Source organism: Micromonospora sp. NBC_01796, assembly GCF_035917455.1.
GTDB lineage: Bacteria > Actinomycetota > Actinomycetes > Mycobacteriales > Micromonosporaceae > Micromonospora_G.
In genome coordinates this window covers 852,225-878,495 of record NZ_CP109078.1, presented here as the reverse complement: position 1 = coordinate 878,495, position 26,271 = coordinate 852,225, and the positions used below count along the sequence as shown (strand labels likewise).

The 26,271-nt window shown below is 70.4% G+C and carries 27 protein-coding genes; 13 read left to right on the top strand and 14 right to left on the bottom strand.

Features of this window, described 5'->3' with window-relative positions; all coding sequences use genetic code 11:
* Window positions 1-2 precede the first annotated feature (2 nt).
* The 3 genes from OIE47_RS03955 to OIE47_RS03945 are packed head-to-tail and all read right to left on the bottom strand — an operon-like array spanning window position 3 to window position 3,098.
* Window positions 3-1,220, bottom strand: a complete 1,218-nt coding sequence (locus tag OIE47_RS03955; protein WP_326560118.1) for an acyl-CoA dehydrogenase family protein — start codon at window positions 1,218-1,220, stop codon at window positions 3-5.
* Between the two features lie 38 nt (window positions 1,221-1,258).
* Window positions 1,259-1,957, bottom strand: coding sequence for a hypothetical protein (locus OIE47_RS03950; protein ID WP_326560117.1), 699 nt, complete (start codon window positions 1,955-1,957; stop codon window positions 1,259-1,261).
* A gap of 4 nt (window positions 1,958-1,961) precedes the next feature.
* Window positions 1,962-3,098, bottom strand: a complete 1,137-nt coding sequence (locus OIE47_RS03945) for a phosphotransferase family protein (RefSeq protein WP_326560116.1) — start codon at window positions 3,096-3,098, stop codon at window positions 1,962-1,964.
* Between the two features lie 180 nt (window positions 3,099-3,278).
* On the opposite strand from OIE47_RS03945, the gene OIE47_RS03940 reads away from it, so the two are divergent.
* Window positions 3,279-4,001, top strand: a complete 723-nt coding sequence (locus OIE47_RS03940) for an amino acid-binding protein (RefSeq protein WP_326560115.1) — start codon at window positions 3,279-3,281, stop codon at window positions 3,999-4,001.
* A 75-nt stretch (window positions 4,002-4,076) separates the two neighbouring features.
* Window positions 4,077-5,249: a GNAT family N-acetyltransferase gene (locus tag OIE47_RS03935; RefSeq protein ID WP_326560114.1), complete on the top strand. Its 1,173-nt coding sequence runs from the start codon at window positions 4,077-4,079 to the stop codon at window positions 5,247-5,249.
* A gap of 96 nt (window positions 5,250-5,345) precedes the next feature.
* Here the strand turns inward: OIE47_RS03935 and OIE47_RS03930 are convergent, their stop codons facing one another.
* Window positions 5,346-5,804, bottom strand: a complete 459-nt coding sequence (locus OIE47_RS03930; protein ID WP_326560113.1) for a GNAT family N-acetyltransferase — start codon at window positions 5,802-5,804, stop codon at window positions 5,346-5,348.
* Between the two features lie 82 nt (window positions 5,805-5,886).
* On the opposite strand from OIE47_RS03930, the gene OIE47_RS03925 reads away from it, so the two are divergent.
* A complete protein-coding gene (locus tag OIE47_RS03925) occupies window positions 5,887-6,684 on the top strand; it encodes a class I SAM-dependent methyltransferase (protein ID WP_326560112.1) in 798 nt (265 codons plus the stop codon).
* A gap of 407 nt (window positions 6,685-7,091) precedes the next feature.
* Here OIE47_RS03925 and OIE47_RS03920 read toward each other — a convergent pair whose 3' ends face one another.
* Window positions 7,092-7,718: a TetR/AcrR family transcriptional regulator gene (locus OIE47_RS03920; protein ID WP_326560111.1), complete on the bottom strand. Its 627-nt coding sequence runs from the start codon at window positions 7,716-7,718 to the stop codon at window positions 7,092-7,094.
* 83 nt (window positions 7,719-7,801) lie between these two features.
* On the opposite strand from OIE47_RS03920, the gene OIE47_RS03915 reads away from it, so the two are divergent.
* Complete coding sequence (locus tag OIE47_RS03915; protein WP_326560110.1) at window positions 7,802-8,554, top strand: SDR family NAD(P)-dependent oxidoreductase; 753 nt, start codon at window positions 7,802-7,804, stop codon at window positions 8,552-8,554.
* A gap of 28 nt (window positions 8,555-8,582) precedes the next feature.
* Here OIE47_RS03915 and OIE47_RS03910 read toward each other — a convergent pair whose 3' ends face one another.
* Both OIE47_RS03910 and OIE47_RS03905 read right to left on the bottom strand, forming a co-directional pair.
* The gene (locus OIE47_RS03910; RefSeq protein ID WP_326560109.1) at window positions 8,583-8,876 is read right to left on the bottom strand and encodes a hypothetical protein; all 294 of its coding nucleotides are present in this window, start codon (window positions 8,874-8,876) and stop codon (window positions 8,583-8,585) included.
* 328 nt (window positions 8,877-9,204) lie between these two features.
* A complete protein-coding gene (locus OIE47_RS03905; RefSeq protein WP_326560108.1) occupies window positions 9,205-10,356 on the bottom strand; it encodes an epoxide hydrolase family protein in 1,152 nt (383 codons plus the stop codon).
* A 210-nt stretch (window positions 10,357-10,566) separates the two neighbouring features.
* Here OIE47_RS03905 and OIE47_RS03900 point away from each other — a divergent pair, with 210 nt between their 5' ends.
* The 3 genes from OIE47_RS03900 to OIE47_RS03890 are packed head-to-tail and all read left to right on the top strand — an operon-like array spanning window position 10,567 to window position 13,623.
* The gene (locus OIE47_RS03900; protein ID WP_326560107.1) at window positions 10,567-11,109 is read left to right on the top strand and encodes a PadR family transcriptional regulator; all 543 of its coding nucleotides are present in this window, start codon (window positions 10,567-10,569) and stop codon (window positions 11,107-11,109) included.
* The gene (locus OIE47_RS03895; protein ID WP_326560106.1) at window positions 11,106-11,834 is read left to right on the top strand and encodes an ABC transporter ATP-binding protein; all 729 of its coding nucleotides are present in this window, start codon (window positions 11,106-11,108) and stop codon (window positions 11,832-11,834) included. The genes OIE47_RS03900 and OIE47_RS03895 overlap by 4 nt, the downstream gene beginning before the upstream one ends.
* A 1-nt stretch (window position 11,835) precedes the next feature.
* Complete coding sequence (locus OIE47_RS03890; protein ID WP_326560105.1) at window positions 11,836-13,623, top strand: FtsX-like permease family protein; 1,788 nt, start codon at window positions 11,836-11,838, stop codon at window positions 13,621-13,623.
* Between the two features lie 85 nt (window positions 13,624-13,708).
* Here the strand turns inward: OIE47_RS03890 and OIE47_RS03885 are convergent, their stop codons facing one another.
* Window positions 13,709-14,317 carry a class I SAM-dependent methyltransferase gene (locus OIE47_RS03885; RefSeq protein WP_326560104.1) on the bottom strand — a complete coding sequence of 203 codons (609 nt, stop codon included), beginning with the start codon at window positions 14,315-14,317 and terminating at the stop codon, window positions 13,709-13,711.
* 130 nt (window positions 14,318-14,447) lie between these two features.
* A complete protein-coding gene (locus tag OIE47_RS03880) occupies window positions 14,448-15,122 on the bottom strand; it encodes an alpha/beta fold hydrolase (RefSeq protein WP_326560103.1) in 675 nt (224 codons plus the stop codon).
* Between the two features lie 121 nt (window positions 15,123-15,243).
* On the opposite strand from OIE47_RS03880, the gene OIE47_RS03875 reads away from it, so the two are divergent.
* The gene (locus OIE47_RS03875; protein WP_326560102.1) at window positions 15,244-15,741 is read left to right on the top strand and encodes a YcxB family protein; all 498 of its coding nucleotides are present in this window, start codon (window positions 15,244-15,246) and stop codon (window positions 15,739-15,741) included.
* Between the two features lie 12 nt (window positions 15,742-15,753).
* On the opposite strand, the gene OIE47_RS03870 is transcribed toward OIE47_RS03875, so the two are convergent.
* Window positions 15,754-16,884, bottom strand: coding sequence for an FAD-dependent oxidoreductase (locus OIE47_RS03870; protein ID WP_326560101.1), 1,131 nt, complete (start codon window positions 16,882-16,884; stop codon window positions 15,754-15,756).
* A gap of 24 nt (window positions 16,885-16,908) precedes the next feature.
* Between OIE47_RS03870 and OIE47_RS03865 the strand changes: the two genes are divergently transcribed.
* On the top strand, window positions 16,909-17,634 hold the full coding sequence (locus tag OIE47_RS03865; RefSeq protein WP_326560100.1) for a TetR/AcrR family transcriptional regulator: 726 nt from the start codon (window positions 16,909-16,911) through the stop codon (window positions 17,632-17,634).
* A gap of 40 nt (window positions 17,635-17,674) precedes the next feature.
* Here OIE47_RS03865 and OIE47_RS03860 read toward each other — a convergent pair whose 3' ends face one another.
* Window positions 17,675-18,472 (bottom strand): SDR family NAD(P)-dependent oxidoreductase, encoded by a 798-nt coding sequence (locus tag OIE47_RS03860; RefSeq protein ID WP_326560099.1) that lies wholly within the window; start codon window positions 18,470-18,472, stop codon window positions 17,675-17,677.
* Between the two features lie 17 nt (window positions 18,473-18,489).
* Here OIE47_RS03860 and OIE47_RS03855 point away from each other — a divergent pair, with 17 nt between their 5' ends.
* Both OIE47_RS03855 and rph read left to right on the top strand, forming a co-directional pair.
* A complete protein-coding gene (locus OIE47_RS03855; RefSeq protein WP_326560098.1) occupies window positions 18,490-18,954 on the top strand; it encodes a winged helix-turn-helix transcriptional regulator in 465 nt (154 codons plus the stop codon).
* Between the two features lie 265 nt (window positions 18,955-19,219).
* On the top strand, window positions 19,220-21,814 hold the full coding sequence (gene rph, locus OIE47_RS03850; protein WP_326560097.1) for a rifamycin-inactivating phosphotransferase: 2,595 nt from the start codon (window positions 19,220-19,222) through the stop codon (window positions 21,812-21,814).
* A 47-nt stretch (window positions 21,815-21,861) separates the two neighbouring features.
* On the opposite strand, the gene OIE47_RS03845 is transcribed toward rph, so the two are convergent.
* Window positions 21,862-22,854 (bottom strand): DUF1152 domain-containing protein, encoded by a 993-nt coding sequence (locus tag OIE47_RS03845; RefSeq protein ID WP_326562982.1) that lies wholly within the window; start codon window positions 22,852-22,854, stop codon window positions 21,862-21,864.
* 72 nt (window positions 22,855-22,926) lie between these two features.
* Complete coding sequence (locus tag OIE47_RS03840) at window positions 22,927-24,045, bottom strand: hypothetical protein (protein ID WP_326560096.1); 1,119 nt, start codon at window positions 24,043-24,045, stop codon at window positions 22,927-22,929.
* A gap of 29 nt (window positions 24,046-24,074) precedes the next feature.
* Here OIE47_RS03840 and OIE47_RS03835 point away from each other — a divergent pair, with 29 nt between their 5' ends.
* Window positions 24,075-24,953, top strand: a complete 879-nt coding sequence (locus OIE47_RS03835; RefSeq protein ID WP_326560095.1) for an endonuclease/exonuclease/phosphatase family protein — start codon at window positions 24,075-24,077, stop codon at window positions 24,951-24,953.
* Between the two features lie 104 nt (window positions 24,954-25,057).
* The gene (locus tag OIE47_RS03830; RefSeq protein WP_326560094.1) at window positions 25,058-25,345 is read left to right on the top strand and encodes a hypothetical protein; all 288 of its coding nucleotides are present in this window, start codon (window positions 25,058-25,060) and stop codon (window positions 25,343-25,345) included.
* Window positions 25,346-25,660: 315 nt separating this feature from the next.
* Here OIE47_RS03830 and OIE47_RS03825 read toward each other — a convergent pair whose 3' ends face one another.
* On the bottom strand, window positions 25,661-26,260 hold the full coding sequence (locus tag OIE47_RS03825) for a hypothetical protein (RefSeq protein ID WP_326560093.1): 600 nt from the start codon (window positions 26,258-26,260) through the stop codon (window positions 25,661-25,663).
* Window positions 26,261-26,271 lie beyond the last annotated feature (11 nt).

Genomic DNA, 26,271 nt, shown 5'->3' with positions numbered 1-26,271 from the left:
CGTCAGGCGGGGGACCAGCGGCGGAGTTCGCGGCGGGCGAGGGAGGCGCGGTGGACCTCGTCGGGGCCGTCGGCCAGGCGCAGGGTGCGGGCCTGGGCCCAGAGAGCGGCAAGCGGGGTGTCCTGGCTGACGCCGGCGGCGCCGTACGCCTGGATCGCCTTGTCGATCACCCACTCGGCCATCGCAGGGGTGGCGATCTTGATGGCCTGGATCTCGGTGTGCGCACCCCGGTTGCCGACCGTGTCCATCAGCCACGCGGTCTTGAGCACCAGCAACCGGGCCTGCTCGATCCGGACCCGTGACTCGGCGATCCAGTCCCGGATCACCCCCTGCTCGGCCAGCGGACGACCGAACGCGACCCGCTCCGACGTACGCCGGCAGAGCAGCTCCAGCGCCCGTTCCGCCATCCCGACCAGGCGCATGCAGTGGTGGATCCGCCCCGGCCCGAGCCGTGCCTGGGCGATCGGGAACCCGTCCCCGGCCGCACCGACCAGGTTCTCCGCCGGCACCCGTACGCCGTCGAAGCTGACCTCGGCGTGCCCGCCGTGCGCCCCGTCGGTGTAACCGAAGACGGTCATCCCGCGCTCGACCGTCACGCCGGGCGTGTTCCGGGGGACCAGCACCATGCTCTGCTGCCGGTGCCGCTCGGCGCCCGGATCGGTCTTGCCCATCACGATGAAGATCTCGCACCGAGGGTCCATCGCACCGGACGACCACCACTTGCGCCCGGTCACCACGTACTCGTCGCCGTCGCGTTCGATCCGGGTCGCGATGTTCGTCGCGTCCGACGAGGCCACCTCGGGCTCGGTCATGCAGAACGCGGACCGGATCTCCCCGTCGAGCAGCGGACGCAGCCACCGTTCCCGCTGCTCCGGCGAGCCGAACTCGGCCAGCAGCTCCATGTTGCCGGTGTCCGGCGCGGCGCAGTTGAGCGCCTCCGGCGCCAGGTACGGGCTGTGCCCGGTCAGCTCGGCCAGCGGCGCGTACTGGAGGTTGGTCAGGCCGGCGCCGTACTCGGGATCGGGCAGGAAGAGGTTCCACAGGCCCCGCTTGCGCGCCTGGGCCTTGAGTTCGTCGAGCACCGGCGGCCGGGTCCACGGGTCGGCCGCCCCGGCCACCTGGGCGGCGTGCACCGGCTCGGCCGGGTAGACATGGTCGACCATGAAGTCGCCCAGGGCCTCGTGCAGCTCGGCGGTACGGGCGTCGAATCCGAAGTCCATCTGCTTTCCTCCTTGTGCCTCAGGGGGTCTCCGAGGGCTCAGCCGAGTTCCGAGGGTTGCGGGAAGCCGCCGTGCCACAGCCCGTACCCGACCAGCACCAACACCGCCGGGGCGTACACGACCAGCAGCAGCCGGCCCAGCCCGGCCCGGGTCGACCAGCCCCAGCCGCAGCCGACGATCGCGACCACCACACCGAAGACCGCCGTGCCGCCCTCCAGCGAGTTCGTCGCGTGGGTGAGCCCGACCAGCAGCGCCAGCAGGTAACCCCCGATCCCGTGCGGCGGGGCGGACCGGGCGAAGGTGGCGGCCAGCGCGGCGAGGACGAGCGCGGCTCCCGCGTACCAGAGGTAGTGCCCGACCACCTCGTCCCAGAGGTGGGACGCCGGCCCCGGAGCCACGTTCCCGATCGAGTTCGCGGCCACGTGTACGCCCTTACCCTCGGCGTAGAGCAGCGCCCCGACCAGGTAGACCGCCCACACCGTCCGCCGCGCGCCGCCGGCCGCGAGCGCCACCGCCGCCGGGACCAGCACCGCGTACGGCACCAGCAGCTCGGCCCAGTCGGCCCACCGGGTCGGGCCGACCGTACCGAGCCCGCCGAGCGCCCCGCCGAGATGGTGCAGCAGCCCGTACGCGAGGGCGAAGACAACCAGCGCCTGCCGAGCGGGGGCGGCCGGTGCCCGGAGCGCGTGGTCCTCGCCGGGCGGGCGCATCGGTGCGCGGGATTCCGCGTCGGCCACCGCGTCAGCCCCGGGGTACGGCGGTCAGCCCGTGCTCGACCAGCGGGAACACCATCTCGCCGATCCGGTCGAAGCCGTCGCCCACGGTCTGCCCGAGCGTGTGCCGGTAGTGGATGCCCTCGCAGATCACCGCGAGCTTGAAGCAGCCGAGCGCGATGTGCCAGTCCAGCGGGCCGACGTCGACGTCGCTGCGGTCGGCGTACCGCTCGATCAGCTCGGCACCGGACGGGAACCCGGCCCGGGGGCCGAGGCCGTCGGCGACCGGGTTGCCGACCGTCTCCTCCCGGTCACCGAGCACCTCCCAGTACGTCAGCAGCAGCCCGAGGTCGGCCAGCGGGTCGCCGAGGGTGGCCATCTCCCAGTCCAGCACCGCCCGGATGGTCGCCCCCGCCGGCTCCGCGTTCTCCTCGGGACCGGCCTCGGCCAGCAGGTTGTCCAGGCGGTAGTCGCCGTGCACGATCCGGCCCGCGTTGGCGCCCTCGGGCGCGGTGGCGGCCAGCCGCTCGCGCAGTTCCGCCATGCCGGGCAGGGGTCGGCTGCGGGACTGGTCGAGCTGCCCGCCCCAGCGACGTACCTGCCGGGCGAGGAAACCCTCGGGGCGGCCGAAGTCGGCCAGGCCGACCGAGGCGGGGTCGACCCCGTGCAGCACGGCCAGGGTGTCCATCATCGCGAGCGCCAACGCACGCCGCTGACCCGGGCCGAGCCGGTCGGTCTGCGCCCGGTCCCGGTAGACCACCCCGGGCACCCACTCCATCAGGTAGAACGGGGCCCCGATCACCGTGTGGTCCGGGCAGAGCAGCAGCGCGGCCGGGACCGGGACACCGGTGCCGGACAGGGCGGAGATCACCCGGAACTCGCGGGCCATGTCGTGCGCGGTGGCCAGGACGTGGCCCAGCGGGGGACGGCGCAGCACGAACTCGCGGGCACCGGTTCGTACCCGGTAGGTCAGGTTGGACCGGCCACCGGGGATCAGTCGGGCCCGGGGTGCGCCGTCGAGCAGGTCGGGACGGTGGACGCTCAGGTGCCCGGCGAGCCGGTCGAGATCGAGACCGGCCGGCGACTCCTCCGTCGGTACGGGCCCCGGATCCGGGGCGGCCGACGTCGGCTCCGGCCGGACGGCGCTGCCCGGCGGCTCGGTCATCCGAACAGTTGATGGCACCTGGGCCAACTTGTCAAGGACGGGTGTTTGCGGCCGGGACATGGTGCGGCAACAGGGGCGAAATGGTCAGCGGGCAATCTTGGTTCAGGTAAAGCGGCGTGCAGACGCCGTCAGCAGGCGCCCGGGGTTCCCGCGCCGACTCGTCGACGGAGGAACAGAGAGATGTTGCTGAGGGTTCGGGTGACCCTGCCGGACCGACCGGGCGCGCTCGGTCAGGTGGCCCGCACGCTGGGCGTGGCGGGCGCCGACATCGTCCAGGTGATCGTGCTGGAGCGGCTCGGCGGGCGAGCTGTCGACGACTTTACCGTGGTCTGGCCCGGTGCATCCCGGGTCGAACGGCTGATGGCCGGGTTGGCGGCGATACCCGGCGTGCAGGTGGACGGCGTCTGGCGGGCGATCGGCGCGCCCACCAGTGGGGGACAGGATGCCGAGTTGCTGGCCCAGGTGGCGGGGAATCCCGGCGACGGGCTGGCGACGCTGGTGGACGCCGTACCCGGTCTGTTGGCGGCGGACTGGGCGGCGGCCGCGGTGGTCCCGGCGGACTGGGCGTCCCGGCGGGGGGCGGCGCTTCCCGGGGCGCCCGGTGGGGCACCGGCGGTGGCGTACGCGAGCTGGCGTGCGCCGAACCCGCTGACCCTGCCGGAGGTGACGCCACTACGGGCCCGGGCGATGGACGGGCCGGTCGGCACCCACTACGTGGCGGCGCCGTTCGGCCGGGCCGGGCTGGTGCTCATGGTGGCTCGGGTGGATGCGGAAGGCCTGTCGGCGGCAGGCTTCCACATCACCGAGGTGGACCGGGTGGCGCAACTGGTACGGGCCGCGGCGGTCATCCTCGGTGACCGGCTCGACCTGGTCAGTGCGCCCCCGGCGGCCATCCGATCGTGACCGCTCGACGCTGACGCGGAGTGACCCGTGACGAGCCCGGCCGATGGGCCGGGCGGACCCGGGAGAGGAGCTGAGATGGCGCTATGGCGGATCAGGGCGACGGTCGATGACCGGCCAGGTTACCTGGCGGTGTTGACCGCCAGTCTCGCGCTGCGCGGAGTCAACATCCTCAGCGTGCAGGTACACACCACCGAGGCCGGCGCGCTCGACGACTTCCTGGTCGACGCACCGGAACGACTGACCGCGGCCGACCTGGTGGCGGCGGTGGAACGCGGACGCGGACGGAACTGCTGGGTGGCGCGCAGCGAGGCGCGTGGCCTGGTGGACCAGCCGACCCGCGCGTTGGGGCTGGCCAGCAGGCTGGTCCGGGACCCGGACGCGCTCGGTGAGGCGTTGCGGGCACTGCTCGGGGCCGACGCGGTCACCTGGCGCCCGGCACCCGGACAGAGCCGTCCGCAGCCGGGACTGGAGACCATGCGACTCGCCGACCCGGCCGGCGGCTCCTACGAGGTGCTCCGCGCCGCGCCCGGCTTCACCCCGGCCGAGTACGCCCGCGCCCAGGCGCTGGTGGACCTGGCCGCGAACGTGGTACGGCGTACGGCCGACCAGGTCACCCTGGTCCTGCCCGACGGCGCCGAACTGACCGTACGACCGGCGACCGCGGACGACCTGCCGGCGGTGCTGGCGATGCAGAACCGCTGCTCGGCCCGGACCCGCTGGCAGCGTTACCTGGGCGCGGCGACCCCATCCCCGGACCGGTTGCGCCAACTGCTGGAGCCGGCGCGGGGGATGACCCTGCTGGCCGTGGCCGGCGGTGTCGACGGCACCCCGGAACGGGTGGTGGCGATGGCCAACCTGGTGCCCGAGGGTGCGCTGGCCGAGGTGGCGCTGCTGGTCGAGGACGCCTGGCAGCGGCGTGGGCTGGGCGGCGCGCTGATGCGCCGGCTGGTCGCGTACGCGAGCCGGGGCGGGTGCGCGGCGCTGGTGGCGCACGCGTACGCCGACAACCTCGGCCTGCTGCGGGTGCTGCACCGGGTGGGTCGGCCGGAACCGGTCGAGACCGACGGTGACCTGGTGACCGTCACCCTGCCGCTGAACGGCGCCGACCTGGCCGTCGCGGCCGGCCTCGGCGCCGACCCGACCACCGGGCGGACAGTCGCCGACCCGGCCGATGCTTCCGCCGATGCGGCGGACGAAGACCCCAGCGGCCCGGCTCCGGTGCGGAGCCGGGCCGCCGGAACAGCCTGACTGGGGCGAAGGGGAGAGGGTTCCTTCCTGTGGGACGGCAGGAAGGAACCCTCTCTCCGCTACTTCGGTAGCAGCACCAATGATCACTTACGGTGATCACACGTCAGGCGCGGCGAAGGCCGGCTCGCGCACCATGAAGACGTCCACCGCATCCTCGGTCTCAGGTCTGAACCCGTGCCGCTCGTACAGCCGACGGGCCGCACTGCCCTGGAGCACGTTCAGCCGGACCAGGGTGCCGGCGCGGTCGCACCGCTCCAGCAGCCCACGCAGCACGGCCGTACCGATGCCGCTGCCCTGCAGGTGCGGGACCAGGTAGAAGTGCTCCAGCCAGTGGGCGTCCTCGGCCGGCCGCAGCGACACACAGCCGGCGAACGCCCCGTCCACCTCGATCACCCAGGTGTGCTCGGGTGCGAACCCGTGCCGCAGTCGCTGCCGGACCCGTTGCTCGTCGTACCGCCCGAGCCGTTCCAGGTCTGCCCGCAGCACCACGGCCCGCAACTCGGCCACCGCCTCGATATCCGCCACCGAAGCCGGCCGGATCTCCCAGTCCGCCATGATCGCCAAACTATCGTGTCAAGCTGATCCGGCTCGTGGTGGTCCTCCGGTTCCGCGCGACTTGAGGGGATAACCAGCAACTATGACCGACACCAACCGAGAAATACTGCGCACCACATTCGGCCAGGACGCCGAACTCTACGACCAATGCCGTCCGACCTATCCGCCCCAACTGTTCACCGACCTCGCCACATTCGCAGATCTCGGTCCACACACTCGGGTGCTGGAGATCGGATGCGGCACCGGCCAAGCGACCCTGCCCCTGGCACAACTGGGATGCCATGTCGTCGCGATGGACCTCAGCCCCGACATGGCCGCCATCGCCCGACGCAACCTCGCACGGTTTCCGAACGTCACCGTGGTCGCGGCGGCCTTCGAGGACTGGCAGCCCTCGGACGGAACCTTCGACGCGGTTCTCTCCGCGACCGCGTTCCACTGGCTTGACCCCGACGTCCGCATGATCAAAGCCGCTGACCTGCTGCGTCCCGGCGGATCTCTCGGCATCGTCTCGACCCACCACATCGCCGGCGGGACGAGCGCCTTCTTCGCCGACGCCCAACGATGCTATGAACGTTTCGACCCCACAACACCGCCCGGCATGCGCCTGACGACCGATGACGAGACCCCCGAGGAGGCGGCAGAGTTCGATCGGTCGGCACGATTCGGGCCAGTCGAATTCCGGCGCTACGAGTGGCAACAGACCTACACGGCCCACGAGTATCTGAACCTGCTCATGACCTACTCCGGCAATCGAGCCATGGCACCGCAGGCACGCAGCGGCCTGTTCGCGTGCATCACCCACCTGATCGACGACGTCTACAACGGAGAAATCACCAAGCAGTACCGGACCCGGCTCGCCATCGCTCAGAAGACACGGTGACTCGGCTCGGCATCCGATCTGCGCACTGCTGTCACCTCGGGGCAGACGGCGAACGGACGGAGCCTCTCCAGCTTGGCCGCACGAGCCAGGTCGCCGCGCCAGTTCGCGAACCCGAGCGCTCAACGGTGGCCGTACTGATTGTGGACACGTCAGTTCCCGCCTGTCGGCGAGGTGTTCCAGGACAACCACTCCTCCCAGGGTGTGTCCCGCAAGCTCGGCTACGACAACGACGGCACTCCGTCGACGCCCGTTACGGCGAGGCCGTGGTGTCCGACCGCCTGCGGCTCACCCGAGAGAAGTGGAACCGGCAGGAGCGGCCGACCGTGACGGTCGACGGCATGGCGGCCTGCCTGCCGATGTTCGGCCTCTGACGGTGTCCGCTCGTACCGAGCGGCTGCTCCCGGCGCTCAAGCAGGAGGCGCGAAGGAGCGAATGTAGGCCAGCGCCGCGTTCATCGATGCCCGGAGCGGTCGGGTGTCCCGCATCGTCTGGCTGAGGAGGGTCCCGCCCTGCAGCGCGGTCAGCAGGGCGAGGGACAGCTCGTCCAGGTCCGCGTCCGGGTGCAGCTCTCCCCGGTCCTGCATGGCGAACAGGCCGTCGTGGAGCAGTGACTGCCATCGGAGGAACCCCTTGCTGAGATCCTCCCGCGACTCCTCGTCGGTCGCGCTGAGTTCCCCGGCCAGTGAGCCGAGCGTGCATTCACCGCGACCGTCGTTCTGTTCCTGACGTTCGATCGCCGCGTCGGCCCACGCCCGGAGGGCGTCGAAGCTGTCGAGCAGGCCCATCATCGGCTGGCCGGGGACCGGTGCCGCGTCGGCCTGACGGGTGATGACCGCTCGGATCAGGGCCTGCTTGCTGTCGAAGTAGTGGTAGATCTGCGAGCCGCTCACCCCGGCCGCCCTGCGGACATCCTCGGTGCCGGTGCCCGCGACCCCGTGTACGGCGATGAGGTCGGTGGCCGCCTGCAGGATCCGCTCACGGGTCGCCTGCCCCTTGCGCGTCAACCGACGGGGCTTGTCCGCGCTGTCTGTCACGGACACCACCCTACCGGAATGGGTTGCGCAACCCAAAACTTACTGCTAAAAATTGGGTAGCCCAACCCAGAAAGCAGGTTGTCATGTCTGTCGACACTGATCTCGCAGGTCGTACCGCGCTGGTGACCGGCGCGACCGCCGGCATCGGCCGCGCCGTGGCCCTCAAGTTGGCCGACCGCGGCGCCGAGGTCGTCGTGCACGGGCGCGATCCGGGCCGGGGGAGCGAGGTGGTGACCGAGATCGTCGCGCGGGGCGGCCGGGCGCGCTTCGTGGTTGCCGACCTGGCGAACCCCGAGGAGGTCGCCCGGCTGGCCGACAACGCCGGTCAGGTGGACATCCTGGTCAACAACGCCGGCATCTACGTCTTCACCAGCACGCCGGAGACGAGCGCGGAAAGCTTCGACCGGCACGTCGCGATCAACACCAGGGCACCCTTCCTCCTGGTGGGTGCCCTGGCGCCGGCGATGGCGAAGCGCGGCTACGGTGTCGTCGTCAACGTCACCTCGACCGCGGCCACCTCGGCCGCACCCGTCGGTGCCGCGTACGGCGCGTCGAAGGCTGCCGTGGAACTGCTCACCCGCTCCTGGGCCACCGAATTCGGTGCCAACGGAGTCCGGGTCAACGGCGTCTCGCCGGGCCCGGTACGCACCGCCGGCACCGAGCAGATGCTCGGCGAGAACATCGAGGTGCTCGGGCAGGTCAACATTCGCGGTCGGGTGGGCGAGCCCGATGAGATCGCCGATGTGGTCCTGTTCCTGGTCGACGGCCGCAGCAGCTACCTCAACGGAACAGTGGTGGTCGCCAACGGAGGCGAGCGCAGCTCACTGCCCGGCTGAGCATGGCACCGGTACCGGTTTCCGCCGGTCATCGGTAGATGAGATCCATGGTGTCGGTGTGGCCCGGCCAGGTGAGGGTGAGATGCCAGCAGCCGGGCTGGGGCAGGTCGATGATGGAGGGTCCGGGCCCGCCGGTGACGCGACGGGTCGCGGAGGTGTCCGAGGCGTCGAGTTTCGCCTCGATCACGAGATCGCCGGGCGGGTCCGAGACCTTGGACACCCAGAGGATCTTGTTGGTGGGGCCTTCCGGCCGGGACACGGTGAGCGGGTACCCGAAGATCGCGCCGACGATGTCACCCCGGTCGCCCAGAACGTGCGGCATGCTCGAGTCGCCGGAGAACCCGGTCCGAGCCCATTCGGGTAGCGGGCCGGTGTCAACCGGGGAGCCGCAGCCCGTCCTGGTCGGGCTCGGCGCCGCCGGAACAGCGGGAGCCGACCGTACGGAGGGGGCCCCGGTCGTGCACCCGGCAAGCAGAATGACAACGGCCGAAATGAGCAGAGCGGCCGACTGCGGAAGTCTCATGCACCTGCGAGTCACCACGTGCGCGTCAGGTTCCCGGGCCGAGGCCGGCTGACGCCACCGTGCGGCGGGACGCGCCGAGGAACCCCGCTCAGGGGGCCGGGCCGATTCCACCCGGCCCCCTGACCCGTCAGTACGGGCGGAGCGACGTGAAGAACCGCCTCAGTTCGCCGGCGAGCAGGTCCGGTTCCTCCAGGGGCATGAAGTGTCCGCCCCTACCCGGTTCGTTCCAGTGCCGGATGTCGGTGCAGGCGCGTTCGGCGATCTCGCGCGGGAAGTTGGCCTGGGACGGTTCGGTGCTCACCGTGAACGCGGCAGGGACGGTGATGTCGGGTCGTGGGCTGTTGTGCTCGAAGTCGACGTACTGCCGGAACGTCGAGCCGATCGAGCCGCTCGCCCAGTACAGGGTGATGACCGTGAGCAGGGTGTCCCGGTCGAAACGGCTCTCCAGGTCCCCGTGGTTGTCGCTCCAGTCCCGGTACTTGTCCACCAGCCAGGCCGCCAGTCCGGCCGGGGAGTCACCCAACGCCGCCGCGATGGTGTCCGGCCGGGTGCCCATGATGGCGCTGTAACCGCCGTCGGTCAGGTCGTACGCCGCTTCGGCATCCAGGTACGCCTGCTCGGCGGGGGAGAGCGGGTGGGCGTCGAAGCTGGCTGGGAACGGCGGGTGGATCAGGTGGATGCCGGCGACCTGCTCGGGATACAGGGCGCCCAGCCAGCCGGTGACCGCACCGCCGATGTCGCCACCGAAGGCGCCGTACCGGTGGTAGCCGAGGATGTCGGTCATCAACAGGTGCAGCGTCCGCGCCATCGCCGCGCGGGTGAGCGGACCCTCCGGCAGTTCCGAGTAGAGGAAGCCGGGCAGTGAGGGCACCACCACGTCGTACGCGTCGGCGGGGTCGCCCCCGTGGCCGGCGGGGTCGGTCAGGCGGTCGACCAGCGGCAGCATCTCCACGAAGCTGCTGGGCCAGCCATGGGTCAGGATCAGCGGCAGCGGCGCGGGCGCGCCGGACGGACGCTTCCCGCGTACGCGAAGGAAGTGCAGCCGGCGGCCGTCGATCCGGGCCCGGTAGTGCGGCAGGGTGTTGAGTTCGGCTTCCCGGGCGCGCCAGTCGAACCCGTCGGCCCAGTAGGACACGAGATCGCGCAGGTAGTCGGGGTCGGTGCCGGCCTGCCACGGCCGATCGCCGCTGGCGGCGGTGAAGCGGGTACGGGCCAGTCGTGCCCGCAGGTCATCGAGGGTCTCGTCGGAAACGTCGATGCGGAACGGGGAGAAGGTCATTGTTCCTCCGGTCAGGAGGGCGCTCTCCCCGACGCGAAGTCAGCGGACAGGGATGGCCGGGTGGAGCGCCCAGGCGTCACGTCGGGTCTTCACCGGGCTCACCTCCCCTCGTCGCTGACGCGGCCACTGTACACATCGTCGGTCCGGCGGAGTTGACAGCGGCATAGCTAGCGGTTATCTATTAGCGGTCTATCCGAGGGGTGTGCCGGGGTGCAGGACGTGGTGCTGGCCATGCTGGCGAAGGAGCCGGCGTACGGGTACGAGCTGCGCGGCCGGATGCGGGACGCGCTCGGCCCCCTCGGGGAGGCGATGAACGCCGGGCAGATCTATGTCACGTTGGCCCGGCTGGCGAAGGCGGGGCTGGTGACCTCGGAACGGTCCGAGGGTCTGCCGGACCGGCCCGACCGCCGGGTGTACGCCCTGACCCCGGCCGGGCAGCAGCGGGTCGCCGCCTGGCTGGCCGAGGTGAGCTGGCCGAAGCCGGACCTCACCGAGTTCCACCTGAAGCTGGTGGCCGCCGCGTCCGCCCGGTTGGCCGATCCGGTGGCCCTGGTCGACGCGCAGCGACGCGAGGTGCTGCGTCGGCTGCGCGACAACCAGCGGGCCGCACTGGACCGGTCGGTGGATCCGGTCGCCGGGCTGCTGCTGGAGGGCGTCGTGCTGCGGCTGCGGGCCGACCTGGAGTGGCTGGAGGCGTGCGAACGCATGTGGACCGAGCGTGATCGGACCGAACGGAAGAAGGCGGGGGCATGACCGGATCGACGGCGCTGCGCACACGCGGGTTGACCAAACGGTACGGCTGGAACAACTCGCTGGTACGCGCGGTCGACGAGGTCGACCTGGACGTACCCGCCGGGCAGGCGCTGGCCATCATGGGACCCAGCGGTTGCGGCAAGTCCACGCTGCTGCACCTGCTCGGCGGGCTGCAACGCCCGACCGACGGGGAGGTGTGGCTGGCCGACCACCGGATCGACACGATGAGCGAACGGGCCCTGGCCCGACTCCGGCGACAGCACATCGGCCTCGTCTTCCAGTCCTTCCACCTGATGGACGAGCTCACCGCGGTGGAGAACGTCGAGATGGCCGCGCTGCTGGCCGGTCAGCAGCCCGGTCGGGCCCGTCGGCGGGCCCTGCACCTGTTGGACCGGGTGGGGCTGGCCGACCGTGCCGCGTACCTGCCCTCGGCGCTGTCCGGCGGGCAGCGGCAACGGGTCGCCATCGCCCGCGCGCTGAGCAACGAGCCGCTGGTCGTGCTGGCCGACGAACCCACCGGCAACCTCGACAGCGCCGCCACCCTGGAGGTGCTGCGGCTGTTCGAGGAGCTGCGCACCGGGGGACAGACGTTGGTGGTGGTCACCCACGACGCCCGGATCGCGGCGGTCGCGGACCGGGTGATCTCCATGCGCGACGGGGCGTTCGCCGACGACAGCCGGCTCGCCGGTGCCGGCACCGGGACCGTCTACGGCGGGGGTCGCTGACGTGGCCGGTCGCCTGCTGCTCGTCTGGCGGCTGCTGGTCCGGGACCTTGCCCGGCGCCGGACCGAGACCATACTGCTGCTGGTCGCCGTCACCGCCGCGACCGCGACGTTGACCCTCGGCCTCGCCCTCAAGGAACTCGTCACCGGCCCGTACGAGCGGACCAGGGTCGCCACCGCGGGTCCGGACCTGGTGGTGGAGCCGGGATTTCCCGGCCCGGGAGCCCTGGAGGCGCTCGCACCGCTGACGACCCTGCCCGGCGTCACCGACCACAGCGGGCCGCACCCGCTGGCGTTCCTGGCGTTGACCGCCCGCGACACGACCGTACGGGTCGTCGTCGAGGGCCGCGACGACGCGCCAGCCGCGGTCGACCGCCCGGCCGTCACCGACGGAACCTGGGTACGCCCCGGCGGTGTGGTCGTCGAGCGCACCTTCGCCGAGGCCCTCGGCATCCGCACCGGCGACCCGGTCAGCGTCGAGGGTCATCCGCTGCGCGTGGCCGGGATCGCGGTCACCGCGGCCAGGCCCGTGTACCCGCGCGTCGGGTGGCACCTGCCGGGCAGCATCCTGACCGAAGGCGGTGGCCTGATCTGGGCCGACCGGGCGGACATCGCCACGCTCGCCGGCAACCGGCCGTTGTCGTACACCCTGAATCTGAAGCTGGCCGACCCGGCGGCCGGCATCACGGTCGTCGACCCGGCAAACGGCAACCCCAGGTTCCGGGGCTGGCACTTCCGCACCGGGCAGGACATCGCCGACGCCAACGACCGGCTCAACGCGCCGGCACGCGAAGCCCTGCTGATCGGTAGCTGGCTGCTGGCCGCCCTCGCGGTGGCCGGGGTCGCCGGCATCGTCGCCGGCCGGGCGATCGGCCAGCGGCGCCGGGTGGGACTGCTCAAGGCAGTCGGCGCCGGACCGGCCATGATCGCCGCCGTACACCTCGCCGAGTATCTCGTGATCGGGCTCGCCGCGGCCGGCACCGGCCTGGCCGCCGGCTGGCTCGCCGCGCCCGCGCTGTTCCGACCGACCGCCGGACTCGTCGGCTCGGTCGGCGTCCACCCGCCACCGCTGCGCCTGGTGGTCGCCGCCGTCTCGCTCGCCCTCGGGATCGCCGTCGCGGCGACCCTGGTACCGGTGATCCGCGCCGCCGTCACCAGCACCACCCAGGCGTTGGCCGACGCCGCCACACCCCCGCGCCGCCGGGGATGGGCCATCTGGCTGTCCCGCCGGCTACCCACCGCCCTGCTGATCGGGGTACGCATCAACGCACGCCGGCCGCGCCGTGCCCGGCTCGTCACGGTGAACACCCTGGTCACCACGACCGCGCTCGCTGCCGTACTCATGGCCTTCGCGCAGGATCGCAAGCCGCTGGATCTCGGCTACTCGGACCTTCCCGACGCCCGCGACGAACGAACCACCCAGGCCCTGCTCATCGTCATCGGCGTGGTCTGCCTGCTCGCTCTGCTCAACACCGTCGTGAGCACCTGGACCGCCGTCCTCGACACCCGGCACCCGCTGGCCGTCGCCCGCGCGCTCGGCGCGACGCCAGCACAGGCCGGGATGGGCCTGGCGGTGGCGCAACTGCTACCCGCCATACCGGGCGTCGCCGCCGGAATCCCCTTCGGTCTCGTGACCTTCTTCGCCGGGGGCGACAACCGGTACGCACCCGCTTCCTCGATGCTCGCCGCGGCGCTCGGCGTCCTGCTCGCCGTCGCCGTGCTCACCGCCATCCCCGCGCTGGCCGCCGCACGTCGCCCCGTGGCGGACACCCTCGCGTCCGCACCGACCTGACGTCCCCCCACAGTTCCCCGGACAGGCGCCCGCGCCGCCCCCGGACAGGTGGAGGGCAACGGACAGGGAGGCTGGCCGACTCGGCTCACCCTTCGGTGGCGACTGCCGCGATGGCGGCGTGCGGCCGATGAGTGCCGTCGCCGGGCCGCTGCAGGCGCTCGACCTCCGTGAAGCCGGCACGGGTCAGTCGCTCGGAGAACTCGTCGACGGGCCAGCGGTAGGCGGTCACGACCTTGTGGTCGAAGGCGGCGACCTCGTCACCCACGAAGATGGCCAGCACCAACGCTCCGGCCGGGGCCATTACTCGACGGAACTCGGCGAGCACACCGTCGAGATCCTGCGGCGGTAGATGGATCAACGATCCCCAGGCCAGGATGCCGGCGACGGAGTGGTCGGCGGCGGCGAGATTTTCGAACGACCCGAGTTGGTAGCTACCGCTCGGGTGGGCCGCCCGCGCATGGTCGATGAACTCGGGGACCATGTCGATTCCCGTTGCGTTGACGCCCAGCGAGCGAAGGTGGTCGGTGATATGGCCGGGTCCGCAGCCCAGATCGAGCACCGTGCCCGGTCGGCCCGCCAGATGTCGCCCGATGAAGGCGAGGTCGTCGGCGTGTACCTGCTCGCTTGTGCCGAACAGCTCGATGTAGAGGTCCGCGACGGACCCGTACGCCTGCCGGACCTGATCCACGTTCACCACGCGACTATAGGGGCTCGGACCGGCAGAGCCGGCCGGGCCAGCGGCGCACGCGTCGCTTCTCGCGGTGCCCGCATCCGGCGATCCGGGGGCCAGGTCGGACGAGCACATCCACCGCGCTGCGGCGCCGTCAGTTGCTGTGGGTCGGGCTCCCGGCGCCTTCGGGCAACAGGTACGCGGTCAGCCGGTCGGCAAGTTGCTCCGGGTGGCTGAGCGTCACCGAGTGGCAACCGTCGATCTCGTCCGGGGTGGTCCCGAGCCGTTCGGCGGCCACCCGGCGCTGGAAGTCCGCCAGGAAGAACTGGTCCTGTCGGGTGATGAGGACCTTCGTCGGCGCGTCCGGCCAGGCGCCCAGCGGCCACGGCTCGTTCCACTCCGCGCTGACCTGGTCCCTGACATGCGCCCCGGCCTCGGCGACGATCTCGGCCGGTACGCCGTTGTAGAACTGCTCCTGCTCGCTGAGCCCCTCCACGCCGCGGTAACCGGTGTTGCCCCACCAGTCCCCGGGGCTCTCGCCGGGCTTCGGAACCATCGGGGTGAGCAGGACAATCAGCCGCACCGGCAGCCTGTCGGCAATCAGCGGCGCGGTGAACGCACCGTACGAGTGTCCGACGACCACGAGGTCGCTCCGGTCCCCGATCGCGTTGACGACCGTCTCGCGGAACTCGGCAAACCCCGCCGACCGGTCCTCGATCGGCAGCTCCGGCACCACCACGTCGTGACCACGGCTGACCAGCTCGGGAACCAGAAGATGCCAGTCCCAGGCGCTGCCCCCGCCGCCGTGGATCAGTACGAAAGTCGCCATGCCCCGAAGCCTCACACACGGGCACGACATCCTGGCCACGTGTCCGGGTTTGCCACGCCAGCCAGCCGCCGGATCGAAGCGCTGCTCGGGTCGCGGGTACGGGGGGCACTATCGTTCTGGCGTGCACATCCGTTTTGACGTCCCAGCCGATCCCGCGTACCCGGGCCGCGTGGCCGCAGCGCTCAGTGGTGCTCGGCTGCGCAAGCACACCTACATCGGCGCGCTCCTGGCGGCGGTCGGGGCGATCGGTCTCGCCGTCTCGCAGGGGTTCGCGTGGGGCGACAAGATCTCGCCGCTGTGCACCGCGCTGGTCGTAGCCGGCCTGTTGTCGATGCTGTACCTGCCGTGGGTCCGGTTACGCGCCCGGCGCCGCTCCGGCGGCTACGCGGTCGAGGGCGCCTACGACATCACCGACGACAACATCATGATGCGCAGCGGCTCGGAGTCCGGCGGCATCGCCTGGGACGGGGTCGCAAGGGTGAGCGACACCCCCGAGTTCTGGATCGTGTACGTCGGCCGGATGCCGGCGACCGTGATCCCACGCCGCCTGATGTCCGCCGAGGACGCCGAAACGTTGCGGGCCTACATGGCCGAACGTGGGCTGCTCCAGGACCGGTGAACTTCATCCTTCTCACTCTGCGGGTGACGGCTCGGTGGGCCGCGCCGTGAAGAAGCGGGTGATGTCGTCCGCTGCGGTCGGGGACAGCATCATCGCCTGGACCCGTGCCGACATTTCGGCGATCGAGTGCGTTCTGGTGAACATCGCCTCCTCGTACGTCCGGATCGCCGATTCCGGTTCGGTGGGGTTGGCGGCGAGTGCGCCGGCGAGTTCGGCGGCGTCGAGCATGGCCTGATTGGCACCCTCGCCGACCGGCGGCATGAGGTGCGCGGCGTCACCGATGAGGGTGATGCCCGGCCGGTTGGCCCAGCGGGTGCCGATGGGCATCGCTTCGATCGTGCGCGGCGTCGGCGCGCTGTCGCCGGCTTCGATGAGTGCGGTGAGGCTCGGGTCCCAGCCTTCGAACATCTCCAGCAGAGCGCGCTTACTACGGTACGAGTCGATGTCGCGATCTTCTGCGCGTAGTGAGATCCCGACCCGGATGCTGCCGTCGCCGAGGCGTTGAGCCGCGAGGATCTGGTTCACGCCGATGCACCACAGGTTGCCGGGGCCGACCAGTTCGGCGAGGCCCGGGTGGCGCCGGTCGGCGTCGCTGATGCCCAACTCGACCAGGGTGGCCACGTAGGACAGTTTCACGTCGGTCAGCAGTGGCCGGACGGCCGAGCGTGCGCCGTCCGCACCGATGAGGATGTCGCAGTCGGTTCCGCGGCCACCCTGGAACGTCAGCCCGAAGCCCCCGCCGGATCGTGGTGTCGCCGAGACGAGCCGGTGCTGCCAGGCAACCGCGTCGCCGGGAAGCGAATCCAGCAGAAGATCACGCAGGACGCTCCGGTCGATCTCGGGACGCCCGGAGAATGATCCGGGAGATGGCTTGTGGTGCACGAGGGTGCGTCCTGCTGGGTCGAGGATGCGATGTTCCTCGCCCTCGGGGCGCGCCTCGGACCGGAACCGGCCGGCGAGACCCGCCTCGGCCAGGGCGTGTTGCCCGGACTCCGGGTGCAGGTCGAGCGAGCCGCCCTGCGATCGGGCGGCTCGGCTCGCCTCGCGCTCGTACACCACCGCATCGATGCCGTGTCGGTGCAGGATCCGGGCCAGGGTCAGCCCGCCAAGGCCGCCGCCGGCGATGGCTACTCGCATCGTCATCTTCCTTACCGTACGCTGTACCTCATGGATACGCCGTACGGTAGCGCACCGCTGCCCGTCTGGGAACGGCCGGAGCCTCAGCCGAGGGTGGCTCCGGTGCCACTGAGCCGCGCGAAGATCGCCGCCACGGCGATCCTGCTCGCCGACGCGCACGGCCTCGACGGGCTGTCGGTACGCAAGATCGCCAAAGAGCTCGGAGTCGGTCCGATGCGGCTCTACGACTACGTGGCCAACAGGTCCGAGCTGCTCGACCTCATGCTCGACGCCGTGTACGCCCAGATCGCCGAGGCCGCCCAGCACGCCGAGTGGCGCGCCACGGTCCTGGCCATCGTCCACCGGACCCGCGATGCCGCTCTCGAACATGAGTGGTTCGCCGACCTGCTCGGCGGACGGCCGCACCTGGGACCGCACGCGCTCGCCGTGGGCGAATCGACGGCGGCGGCGCTCAGCCAGGCCCCTGGCCTGCGCGGTGTCGACGACCTCCAGCGGGCCCTGGGCGCCCTCAACGCGTTCATCGTCGGAGCACTCCGCAGGGAGATCACCGAGCGACGCACCGCCCGTTCGACCGGCACGGACGAGCCCGCTTGGCAGGCCACCCTCGGGCCCTACCTGACCCGCATGCTCGAGACGGGCCGCTACCCCACCGTCGCCCGACTTGTCATCGACGGCGCCCACCACAACGCCGAGGAAACCTTCCACCACAACCTGATCACCATCCTGGACGGGATCACCAACCGTCCCCGCACCTGACCGACTGCTGTCCATGGTGGGAACTGCCGAATCGACAGGCTCAATTCAGGAGCTTCTCGGTGAGGTCCATCAACCGCTCGGCGTCCTGGGGGTCGAGGGTCGGGAAACTGAGTGGAAGCGACTTCTTCCGGTCGACGGCGGTCACCGGCGCGGCCGGCGGCGCGTCCAGGAACCGGTGAACCGGCGCTACCGCGTCCACGACGGGTCGGGCCGCCACCGCCGCCGCCACCGCGAGCAGCCCGCGGAACACCAGCGGGAGCGGGGTACGGTCACCGCTCCTGGTGAATCCGGGATGGTAGAGCACGTATCGGGCGCGGCTGCCGGAGCGCTGGGCGAAACCCACGCCGAGCAGGTCGTTGGCTCGACCTGCCTGCAACTGTGCGGCCACGGCCGAGTAGCCCGACGCCAGCTGCGGGTCGGCCCAGTGCACCTTGCCTCTGGTGACCCCGACACCGGCGACGTTCACGACCACCGGCGCGGCAGCCCGGTCCAGGGCCGGACGCAGGCCGAAGCTGAGCAGATATCGACTGAGGTAGTAGAGCGCGAACGTACGCTCCAGGCCCTCGACTGTCACGATGCGACGCGGCGCCACGGCATTCGCGAACAGCGCCAGCGCGTCCACGACCTCGTACTCGGTAAGGATGTGTTCGACGACCTGCCGCGTCTGCGCCACACTGGACAGGTCGACGGGAAGGAAGGCGATCGAGCCGCCGGCCAGCGCCTCGCCGCGTTCACGGCTGCGGCCGAGGACCAGGACCCGGTCGCCGCGTTCGGCCCGCCCGAGGGCCAACGCACGTCCCATCCCGTTCGTGCCGCCACTGATGACCACGACGCCCATGTCGTCCCCCATTATCGTTGCTCAATGACGTGCTCATTCTGGGCAGCCGGCCGGCGGAGGCGAAAGAAGGCATTTTCATGTCCACAAGTAACATCGGTGTGAGTGCCTCACTACCCGACCATCGGCTGCCGACGCCTGTTCCGATAGGCGAGTACGAAAGCTGCCCGGTCACCGACGTGCTGTGGCGGGTGAGCGACAAGTGGACGCTGTTGCTGGTCACCCTGCTCGGTCGGCATCCGTACCGGTTCAACGAGCTGCATCGGGCCGTGGAGGGCATCAGCCCGCGCATGCTCACCCGGACGTTGCGCACGCTGGAGAGCGACGGCCTGGTCGAACGTGAAGTGTTTCCGACGTTGCCGCCGAGCGTCGAGTACCGGCTGACGCCCCTCGGCGTCAGCCTCCTGGAACCGCTCTCCGCTCTGGCCGACTGGGCGGTCGACCATCACGCCGAGATCGCTGCGGCACGTCAGCGACCCGCCTGAGAAACCACGCGACGCACCCGTACGCTGCCGGCCGCGTGTCCCGGGGGTCCCGTCCGGTCGAACAGATGGCGAGCGGTGTTGCCGGGGGTAGTGGGCGACGAAGGCCAGGTATCCGCCGGCCCGAGGCGGCCGACAAAAGCAAAGGCAAGGAGATTTCTCTCCTTGCCACTTCTAACGTATAGCGCACCGGGGGGCTTGCGGCAAGACCCGGGTCGTGGCGCAGAATCGTCGGCCGAGGCCACAACCTGCGAAAACGGGGGCACGGGTGATCGAGCGGTACGTGTTGGATCTTCAAGAGGTTGACGCGACTCAGGTCGCGGTTGTTGGCGGCAAGGGCGCACACCTGGGCGGGCTGTCGCGGCTCGAAGGCATCCGCGTGCCGGTTGGCTTCTGCGTGACGACGGCCGCCTTCCGGCGGATCATGGCAGAAGCGCCGTCGGTCGACGATCTGCTCGATCAACTGTCCCGCCTGACCCCGGACGACCGGGAGACGATCCGTACGCTCAGTGCGGAGATCCGCCGGACCATCGAGGGGACTGCCATCCCCGTCGACCTGGCGGCGGCGATCACCCGCGCGCTCGCCCGGCTCGGCGAGCGAGTCGCGTACGCCGTCCGGTCCAGCGCTACGGCAGAGGACCTGCCGACAGCCTCCTTCGCCGGCCAGCAGGACACGTACCTGAACGTCGTGGGGCCGATGGCGATCCTCGATCACGTCAGCCGGTGCTGGGCGTCACTGTTCACCGAGCGGGCCGTGACGTACCGCCTGCGCAACGGCATCGACCACCGTACGGTCCGCATGGCCGTGGTCGTACAGCAGATGGTCTTGCCGGACGCGGCCGGCATCCTGTTCACGGCCGACCCGGTCACGGGCAACCGGAGGGTCGCCACCGTGGACGCCGGCTTCGGCCTCGGCGAGGCCCTGGTCTCCGGCCTGGTGAACCCGGACGTCTTCAAGGTCCGCGACGGCGAGATCGTCGCCAGGGCGATCGCCGCCAAACAGCGTGCCGTGCACGCCCTGCCGGCCGGCGGTACGCAGGAAGTGGCAATCGACTCGCGGCGGCAGGAGCAGCCGGCGCTGACGGATGTACAGGTCGTGCGGCTCGTGGAACTCGGGCGGCGGATCGAGGCGCACTTCGGCCGCCCGCAGGACATCGAATGGTGCCTGGTCGACGATGGCTTCCAGATCGTGCAGAGCCGGCCGATCACCACGCTCTTTCCCATCCCGGAGGCCGGCGACCAGGACAACCATGTCTACGTCTCCGTTGGTCACGGGCAGATGATGACCGACCCCATGAAGCCCCTGGGTGTCTCCGTGTGGCAGCTGACGGCCCTGGCACCGATGCACGAGGCCGGCGGAAGGCTGTTCGTCGACGTCACCCCGCGCCTGACCTCGCCCGCGAGCCGCGCCGGCCTCCTGGACGTCATGGGGAGAGGCGATCCGCTGATCAGGGACGCTCTGGAGACCGTCCTGGACCGCGACGACTTCGTCCCGACGATCCCGGACGCCGGCCCCGGCGGGCCGCCACCCCGCGAGGCGCCCGCCCCGATCGAGACCGATCCGGCCATCGTCGCCGAGCTGATCGCGCGCAGCCAGGTCTCCATCGCCGCGTTGGAGCGCGACATCCGGACGAAGACCGGACCGGCGCTGTTCGACTTCCTGCTGGAGGCCTTCCAGGATCACAAGCGGGTCCTCAGCGACCCGCTGAGCATCCAGGCGATCATGGCGGGGATGGAGGCCACCTGGTGGCTCAACGACAAGCTGCAGGAGTGGCTGGGCGAGAAGAACGCGGCCGACACCCTCACGCTGTCCGCCCCCGGCAACATCACGTCGGAGATGGGGCTCGCACTGCTCGACGTCGCGGACGTGATCCGCCCGTACCCGGAGGTGGTGGCCTTCCTGGAGGGCGTCGAGGACGACGGCTTTCTGGACGACCTGCCGAAGCTCGCGGGCGGGACCGAGGCGCGCGAGGCCGTCGAGGTCTACCTCGACCGGTACGGGATGCGCTGCGTCGGCGAGATCGACATCACGAGGCCGCGTTGGCGCGAACGCCCCACCACGCTCGTGCCCGTGATCCTCGACAACGTCAGGAACTTCGGGCCGGGCGCCGCCGAACGGCGCTTCGAGCAGGGACGGCAGAAGGCACAGGAGAAGGAACAGGACGTCCTGTCACGCTTGCGGGCCCTGCCGGACGGGGACCAGAAAGCCGACGAGGCCAAGCGGATGATCGACCGGGTACGGACCTTCATCGGCTACCGGGAGTACCCGAAGTACGGGATCGTCAGCCGCTACTTCGTCTACAAGCAGGCTCTGCTGAAAGAGGCCGAGCGCCTCGTGCAGGCCGACGTCCTCCCGGAGCAGGAGGACATCTACTACCTCACGTTCCACGAACTCCACGACGTCGTACGCGGCAACCGGGTGGATGACCAGCTCATCCAGGAGCGCAAGGAGGCGTACCGGTCTTACCACGCGCTCACGCCGCCCCGGGTGCTCACCTCCGACGGCGAGGCCGTCACGGGGGCGTACCGACGCGACGACGTGCCAGCGGGCGCCCTGGTCGGCCTGCCGGTCTCCGCCGGGACCGTCGAAGGGCGCGCCCGGGTGATCCTGGACATGGCCCGGGCTGACCTCGAACCGGGTGACATCCTCGTCACGGCCCACACGGATCCGAGCTGGACGCCTCTCTTCGTCGCCATCACCGGCCTGGTGACGGAGGTCGGAGGATTGATGACACACGGCGCAGTGATCGCACGGGAGTACGGCCTGCCGGCCGTCGTCGGGGTGGTCGATGCCACCCGGCTGATTCCCGACGGGCAGCGGATCCGCGTGCACGGAAGCGACGGGTACGTCGAAATTCTCTGATCCAACTCCGGTGGCACGGGTTCGCGCCCGGCCTGCCGTCCGGGCGCTCAGTGAGGATACGCGCGGGGGATGCGTGCGCCGGGGAGTTCGTCGCGGAACGCCTGGATGCGCGTGATGACCTGTCGCCTGCCGACGGTGTTCTCGATCCGGTCGAGGTACAGGCATCGGGCGGCGAGTTTGTCGAGGTCGACGGTGAAGTAGATCGCCATCAGCGGGTTGACGAACAGGTCGCCGCTGCCGGTGCGCCGGGTGAACCGGACGTCTCCGAACGCCCCGCTGGTGGCGGCGGCGATCTGTCCCTGGACGATGCTCGGCCGGTCCGGGGTGGCGGCCAGGGCGTCGGCGACAGCGTCGCGGTACAGCGCGGCCTCCCGGCTGGAACCCGGGATGGACAGGGCGCCGAGGTAGCCCCCGTCGCGGTCGAGCGCGGCAAGGTTCTCCAGCACCTCGACGTGGTTGACGCCGTCGTAGGCGTCGATGCCGAAGCCGAGACTGGTCACCAGCTTGACCGGTACGTCCAGCGCGGCCACGGCGGCCAGGCTGGTGATGTCCTCCACCGGGGTGCCGAGATCACTCTCGTCGCCGCGCAGCAGGACATCGGTGCCCCCGTCGACCAGCACCACCGCGTCGATGTCGAGCTGGTCGACCAGGTGCCGGTACGCCTCCCGTAACGTCTGCACGCCCAGCGGCGGAAAGGCGTACACGGTCGACGGCAGGTCCTGAGCCGCAAGCCACCGGGCGAGCGTCCGTTCGGGGAAGTACCAGTCCGGGCTGGCGGTGTCCGGTTGTACCGCCGCGACGTGTTCCGTCACCCACGCGTCCTGGTTGATCAACTCGAGCTCGGAGAAGGACAGGCTGGCCAGGTGCACCTGTACGCCGCCGCGCCACAGCGCGAGGGCCAACGGAAGGCCGGCGTACACGTCGAACCCTCCGCCGGCCCCGGCGATGAGGATGCTCCGCGCCGGAGCCAGCGCGGCAAACAGCGGCGGAACGGCCAACGAGAACGTACCGGGATCGGTCGGCAGCGCGGCAGGGTTCATCACCGAGCAATGATCAACCATGCCGATGCTGTCCATGGGCCCCGTGCGGCAGCGCGCGGATCCGCTGCCGGACTACTGGATGATCTGTCTGGTCGGTGTATCGGGGCAGGTCATGCAGACGAAGACTTGCAGCCGGCCCTCACGGCCGACAGAAACACCGGTGGGTTGGTAGGCGGCCATCCACTCCGGGTCGGTCCGCGATGGTCGGAGATGTGAGTCCTCGACGGGCAGCCAGGCACTGCTGCCTTCCGACTCGGACGAGTCCACCGTCAGAAGAAGGTCCATCGACCTGTGACAGCCGGGACAGTCCATCGGGAGGAGGTCGGTGAGTGCCCAGGTCGCGTAGCCGCCGACTTTCCACCCGCGCGCCCGGGACACGGAGGAGTAGTCGTGCTCGCCGAGTTGGCAGTTGTCGTCGAAGTCGCGGACCCGGCGCCCGAGCTCTGCGGGTAGCTCCTGCCACCACGGATACTCCGTGACCTGTTCGGGGTGCAGCACACACGAACGCAGCAGGTACTGCTCCGCGCGTACGACGGTCGGGGGCGGCGGCGCGGGCAACGGGTCGACGACCGTCGACGACACGCGCCATCTCAGCTGCACCGGGGGTCCCGCCGAATCGTGGTGTCTGTTGGGGCACCACAACACCTGCAACAGGTCCGTGCCGACGGGGCAGTGCAGGTCCGGGATGTCGGCCGCACGCAGCTGCGCCACCGGCACCAACGGGCTCGGAATCGGCTCCGTCACGGCCTCGGAACCCAACAGGACGGTGCCGGCCTCGGTGGTCCGGATCCCGGTGAAACCGGGAATCCGTTCCCGCAGAAGCGCCGTCATCTCGACGCGAGGCGTTTTGAGCAGCGCGGCGACTTCCGCCGGAACCGAGGTCTCGGTCGGCACGAGATGAGGCCCCCGACACGTCGGCCACGGCTCGTCGGCCGGCCACAACAGCATGCCTGCGACGTGACTGTCCGACAGACCCGGCGTCCCCGCCCGCGGGTGCAACCGCGTCGCTGTCCTGCCGAACGCCTCGATGCCGGGAAACAGACTCCGAAGGTCCAGCGGCGGTACCGGCGAAGTGAAGGTCACGGCGGGGAGGATAGCTACCTTCGCCGGTCGGCGCGGACCTGTCGGTCTTTTGTTCCCCGTTGTTCGGTGCCGCGTCGACTGAGATCGATAGCGTGCGGTGGCCGCCACCGACGGCGGTTTCGTACGAAGGGAAGTCGATGCGCAAGACGACACACTGGTCCACCCGCGCCCTGGGCGCCCTCGCGGGGGCGGTCGTGCTGGTGGCGGCCCTGCTGTCGGCCACTCCGGCGGCGGCCGCGGCGACCGTGGCCTTCAAGGCGGGGACGCTCAATATTTACCACGGACTGAGCCAGGCCGACTTCGTGCACGACCTGAACCTGATCGCGTCCAAGGCCGACCTCGTCGGTCTCAACGAGGTCGGCAACCGCAAGGCTTTCCTGGAGAACTGGGCCGCCGACAACGGCTGGTGGTTGTACGCACCGGGCGGGACCAACCAGGCCGGCGAGGCGCTGATCGCCAAGAAGAGCATTTTCGACGTACTCGACAAGGGCTCGATCTTCGTCTGTGACACCAACGGTCCGGGCGAGGTGCCGCCCGCCCGGTACAACAACTGGGTCAAGTACCGGCACAAGGCCAGTGGCCGCGTCGTGACCCACATCAACGCCCATGCGGTGGCCAGCATCGAAAACGCCGGTCGGCCGGAGGACCTGCCGCGTACCAGGTGCGCCGAGGCGCAGTTCCAGGGTCTCAAGGAACTGGCGGTCGACAAGCAGGGCGAGGGCCAGGTCATCGTCAGCGGTGACCTCAACGTCGACTTCAGCGCCGACCGGACCTACGGGTACGCGAAGTTCCCGTGGCAGGTCTTCGAAGCCAACGAGCTGCCGAACCTGCGTTCCAACTTCAACCTGTACGGAGAAAAGGGCACCGGTACGCACGGCAACCGGCACATCGACTACGTCTACTTCTGGAAGCGGCTGCCGGCGTACCAGATCATGTGGATGACCGGCTACGACATCGTCGGCGGCACCAGGTCCGACCACGACGGTGTCGTCGCGGCGTTTTCCATCCAGAACTGACGCGCTCGCCCTCCGCCGACTACGACACCTGCTCCCGCTCCAGCCGCGTCGCGGGGCAGTTGTCGTAGCGCAAACGAGCGCGGTCCGGGATAGTCTTGACGTATATGGCTACCTATCGCAGCGCCTCAGTGCTTCTCTCCTCCGACGGAACCAGGACCCCCGGCACCGCCGCACTCTTCGCCGAGCCCGCCCGCAAGGGCGGGGTTCGACCGTGGGCAGGCGACTTCCGACCCGCCAACAGCGCCGGCAATGGCCCCAAGAACGCGGTCGGGAAGACCTTTACCTTGGAGTTGCCCGACGGCAGCACCGGCAAGGTCGTGGTCCAGAGCCTCAAGAGCGGAAAGGGAGGCGTCGTGCTGGCGCTGATGGGCGAGGACGCACCCCCCTTCTGATCAGGGTCGGCCGGATACCTGTGGTGCGGCTGGGTCGAGAACGGCGGCGGTTGACAGTTGTCCTGCGGTCGGGTGGCGGCAGGGTCAGCGGCGGCCGTGCTCGGCCCGCGGACGCAACCACGCCGCCCAGAAGGTCGAGCACTCGCGCCGTGGCGGCGAAAAGACCAGAGCGCCACCATCCGGATCTGCCTCCGACCGTGCGCGGCGGCGCATGGCCCACCATCACACACCGTAGCGACCTCTGTCGTCGCTCAACATCCTGATCTGTCGATGAGCGTGCACGTGATCATGGTCTTCGGAGAACGTTGCTAAAGGTCACCAGGGCCAGTCGTCCTCCAACTCGCCAGCCGCTTCCCCGGGCCAGACGGCGAATGCCTGGTCCGCCGACTCGTCGAACACCAACTGAGGGCCTGCATACGATGCCAAGGCACATACCGCTCTCAACACCGCGACGGGATTCGGCTTTCGAAAGGCCACCGTCTCCACCGCCGCGTCCGCCAGGACAGCCGGCTGGCTACTAGTCTCGCCGCTCGAGTACACGCTGACCTCACCGAGGTCCAGCCCTCCGGTGCTCGCGCAGGTACCCGGACTCGGGCACTCCGGTAGCCGTGAGCCTGCGTCTTCACCGACGACCTCGAACCAGTTCGTTCCGTGGCAGCCTGCCGCCTCAAAAGCGTCCAGGACCTCGGCGACCGAGGGCCGGGGCAGCGCCTGTGGAACCTGTTCGGGTATGCCTCGCGTAAACTCGGCCGACGCAATCCAGTCGGACATGCCGTCCTGGGAAAGACCGTCCAGCGGCACCACGAAGAGCGACCAACTCACCGCCGCAGTGTCGCATCCGTGGACCGCCTCGGCCAAGGTCAGCCGTACTATTCTGCCGCCGACCGGGCGTGCAAGCGCCAGGGTTCCCATCACCCGTGGTAGCC

Bases quoted from the DNA above. Each gene is read 5' to 3' on its own strand.
- OIE47_RS03830 (WP_326560094.1), top strand. From the start codon at position 25,058: ATGGCTACCTATCGCAGCGCCTCAGTGCTTCTCTCCTCCGACGGAACC.
- OIE47_RS03865 (WP_326560100.1), top strand. From the start codon at position 16,909: ATGGATACGCCGTACGGTAGCGCACCGCTGCCCGTCTGGGAACGGCCG.
- OIE47_RS03930 (WP_326560113.1), bottom strand. From the start codon at position 5,804: ATGGCGGACTGGGAGATCCGGCCGGCTTCGGTGGCGGATATCGAGGCG.
- OIE47_RS03905 (WP_326560108.1), bottom strand. From the start codon at position 10,356: ATGACCTTCTCCCCGTTCCGCATCGACGTTTCCGACGAGACCCTCGAT.
- OIE47_RS03915 (WP_326560110.1), top strand. From the start codon at position 7,802: ATGTCTGTCGACACTGATCTCGCAGGTCGTACCGCGCTGGTGACCGGC.
- OIE47_RS03880 (WP_326560103.1), bottom strand. From the start codon at position 15,122: ATGGCGACTTTCGTACTGATCCACGGCGGCGGGGGCAGCGCCTGGGAC.
- OIE47_RS03945 (WP_326560116.1), bottom strand. From the start codon at position 3,098: ATGACCGAGCCGCCGGGCAGCGCCGTCCGGCCGGAGCCGACGTCGGCC.
- OIE47_RS03835 (WP_326560095.1), top strand. From the start codon at position 24,075: ATGCGCAAGACGACACACTGGTCCACCCGCGCCCTGGGCGCCCTCGCG.
- OIE47_RS03925 (WP_326560112.1), top strand. From the start codon at position 5,887: ATGACCGACACCAACCGAGAAATACTGCGCACCACATTCGGCCAGGAC.
- OIE47_RS03935 (WP_326560114.1), top strand. From the start codon at position 4,077: ATGGCGCTATGGCGGATCAGGGCGACGGTCGATGACCGGCCAGGTTAC.
- OIE47_RS03845 (WP_326562982.1), bottom strand. From the start codon at position 22,854: ATGAACCCTGCCGCGCTGCCGACCGATCCCGGTACGTTCTCGTTGGCC.
- OIE47_RS03870 (WP_326560101.1), bottom strand. From the start codon at position 16,884: ATGACGATGCGAGTAGCCATCGCCGGCGGCGGCCTTGGCGGGCTGACC.
- OIE47_RS03895 (WP_326560106.1), top strand. From the start codon at position 11,106: ATGACCGGATCGACGGCGCTGCGCACACGCGGGTTGACCAAACGGTAC.
- OIE47_RS03860 (WP_326560099.1), bottom strand. From the start codon at position 18,472: ATGGGCGTCGTGGTCATCAGTGGCGGCACGAACGGGATGGGACGTGCG.
- OIE47_RS03940 (WP_326560115.1), top strand. From the start codon at position 3,279: ATGTTGCTGAGGGTTCGGGTGACCCTGCCGGACCGACCGGGCGCGCTC.
- OIE47_RS03910 (WP_326560109.1), bottom strand. From the start codon at position 8,876: ATGCCGCACGTTCTGGGCGACCGGGGTGACATCGTCGGCGCGATCTTC.
- OIE47_RS03955 (WP_326560118.1), bottom strand. From the start codon at position 1,220: ATGGACTTCGGATTCGACGCCCGTACCGCCGAGCTGCACGAGGCCCTG.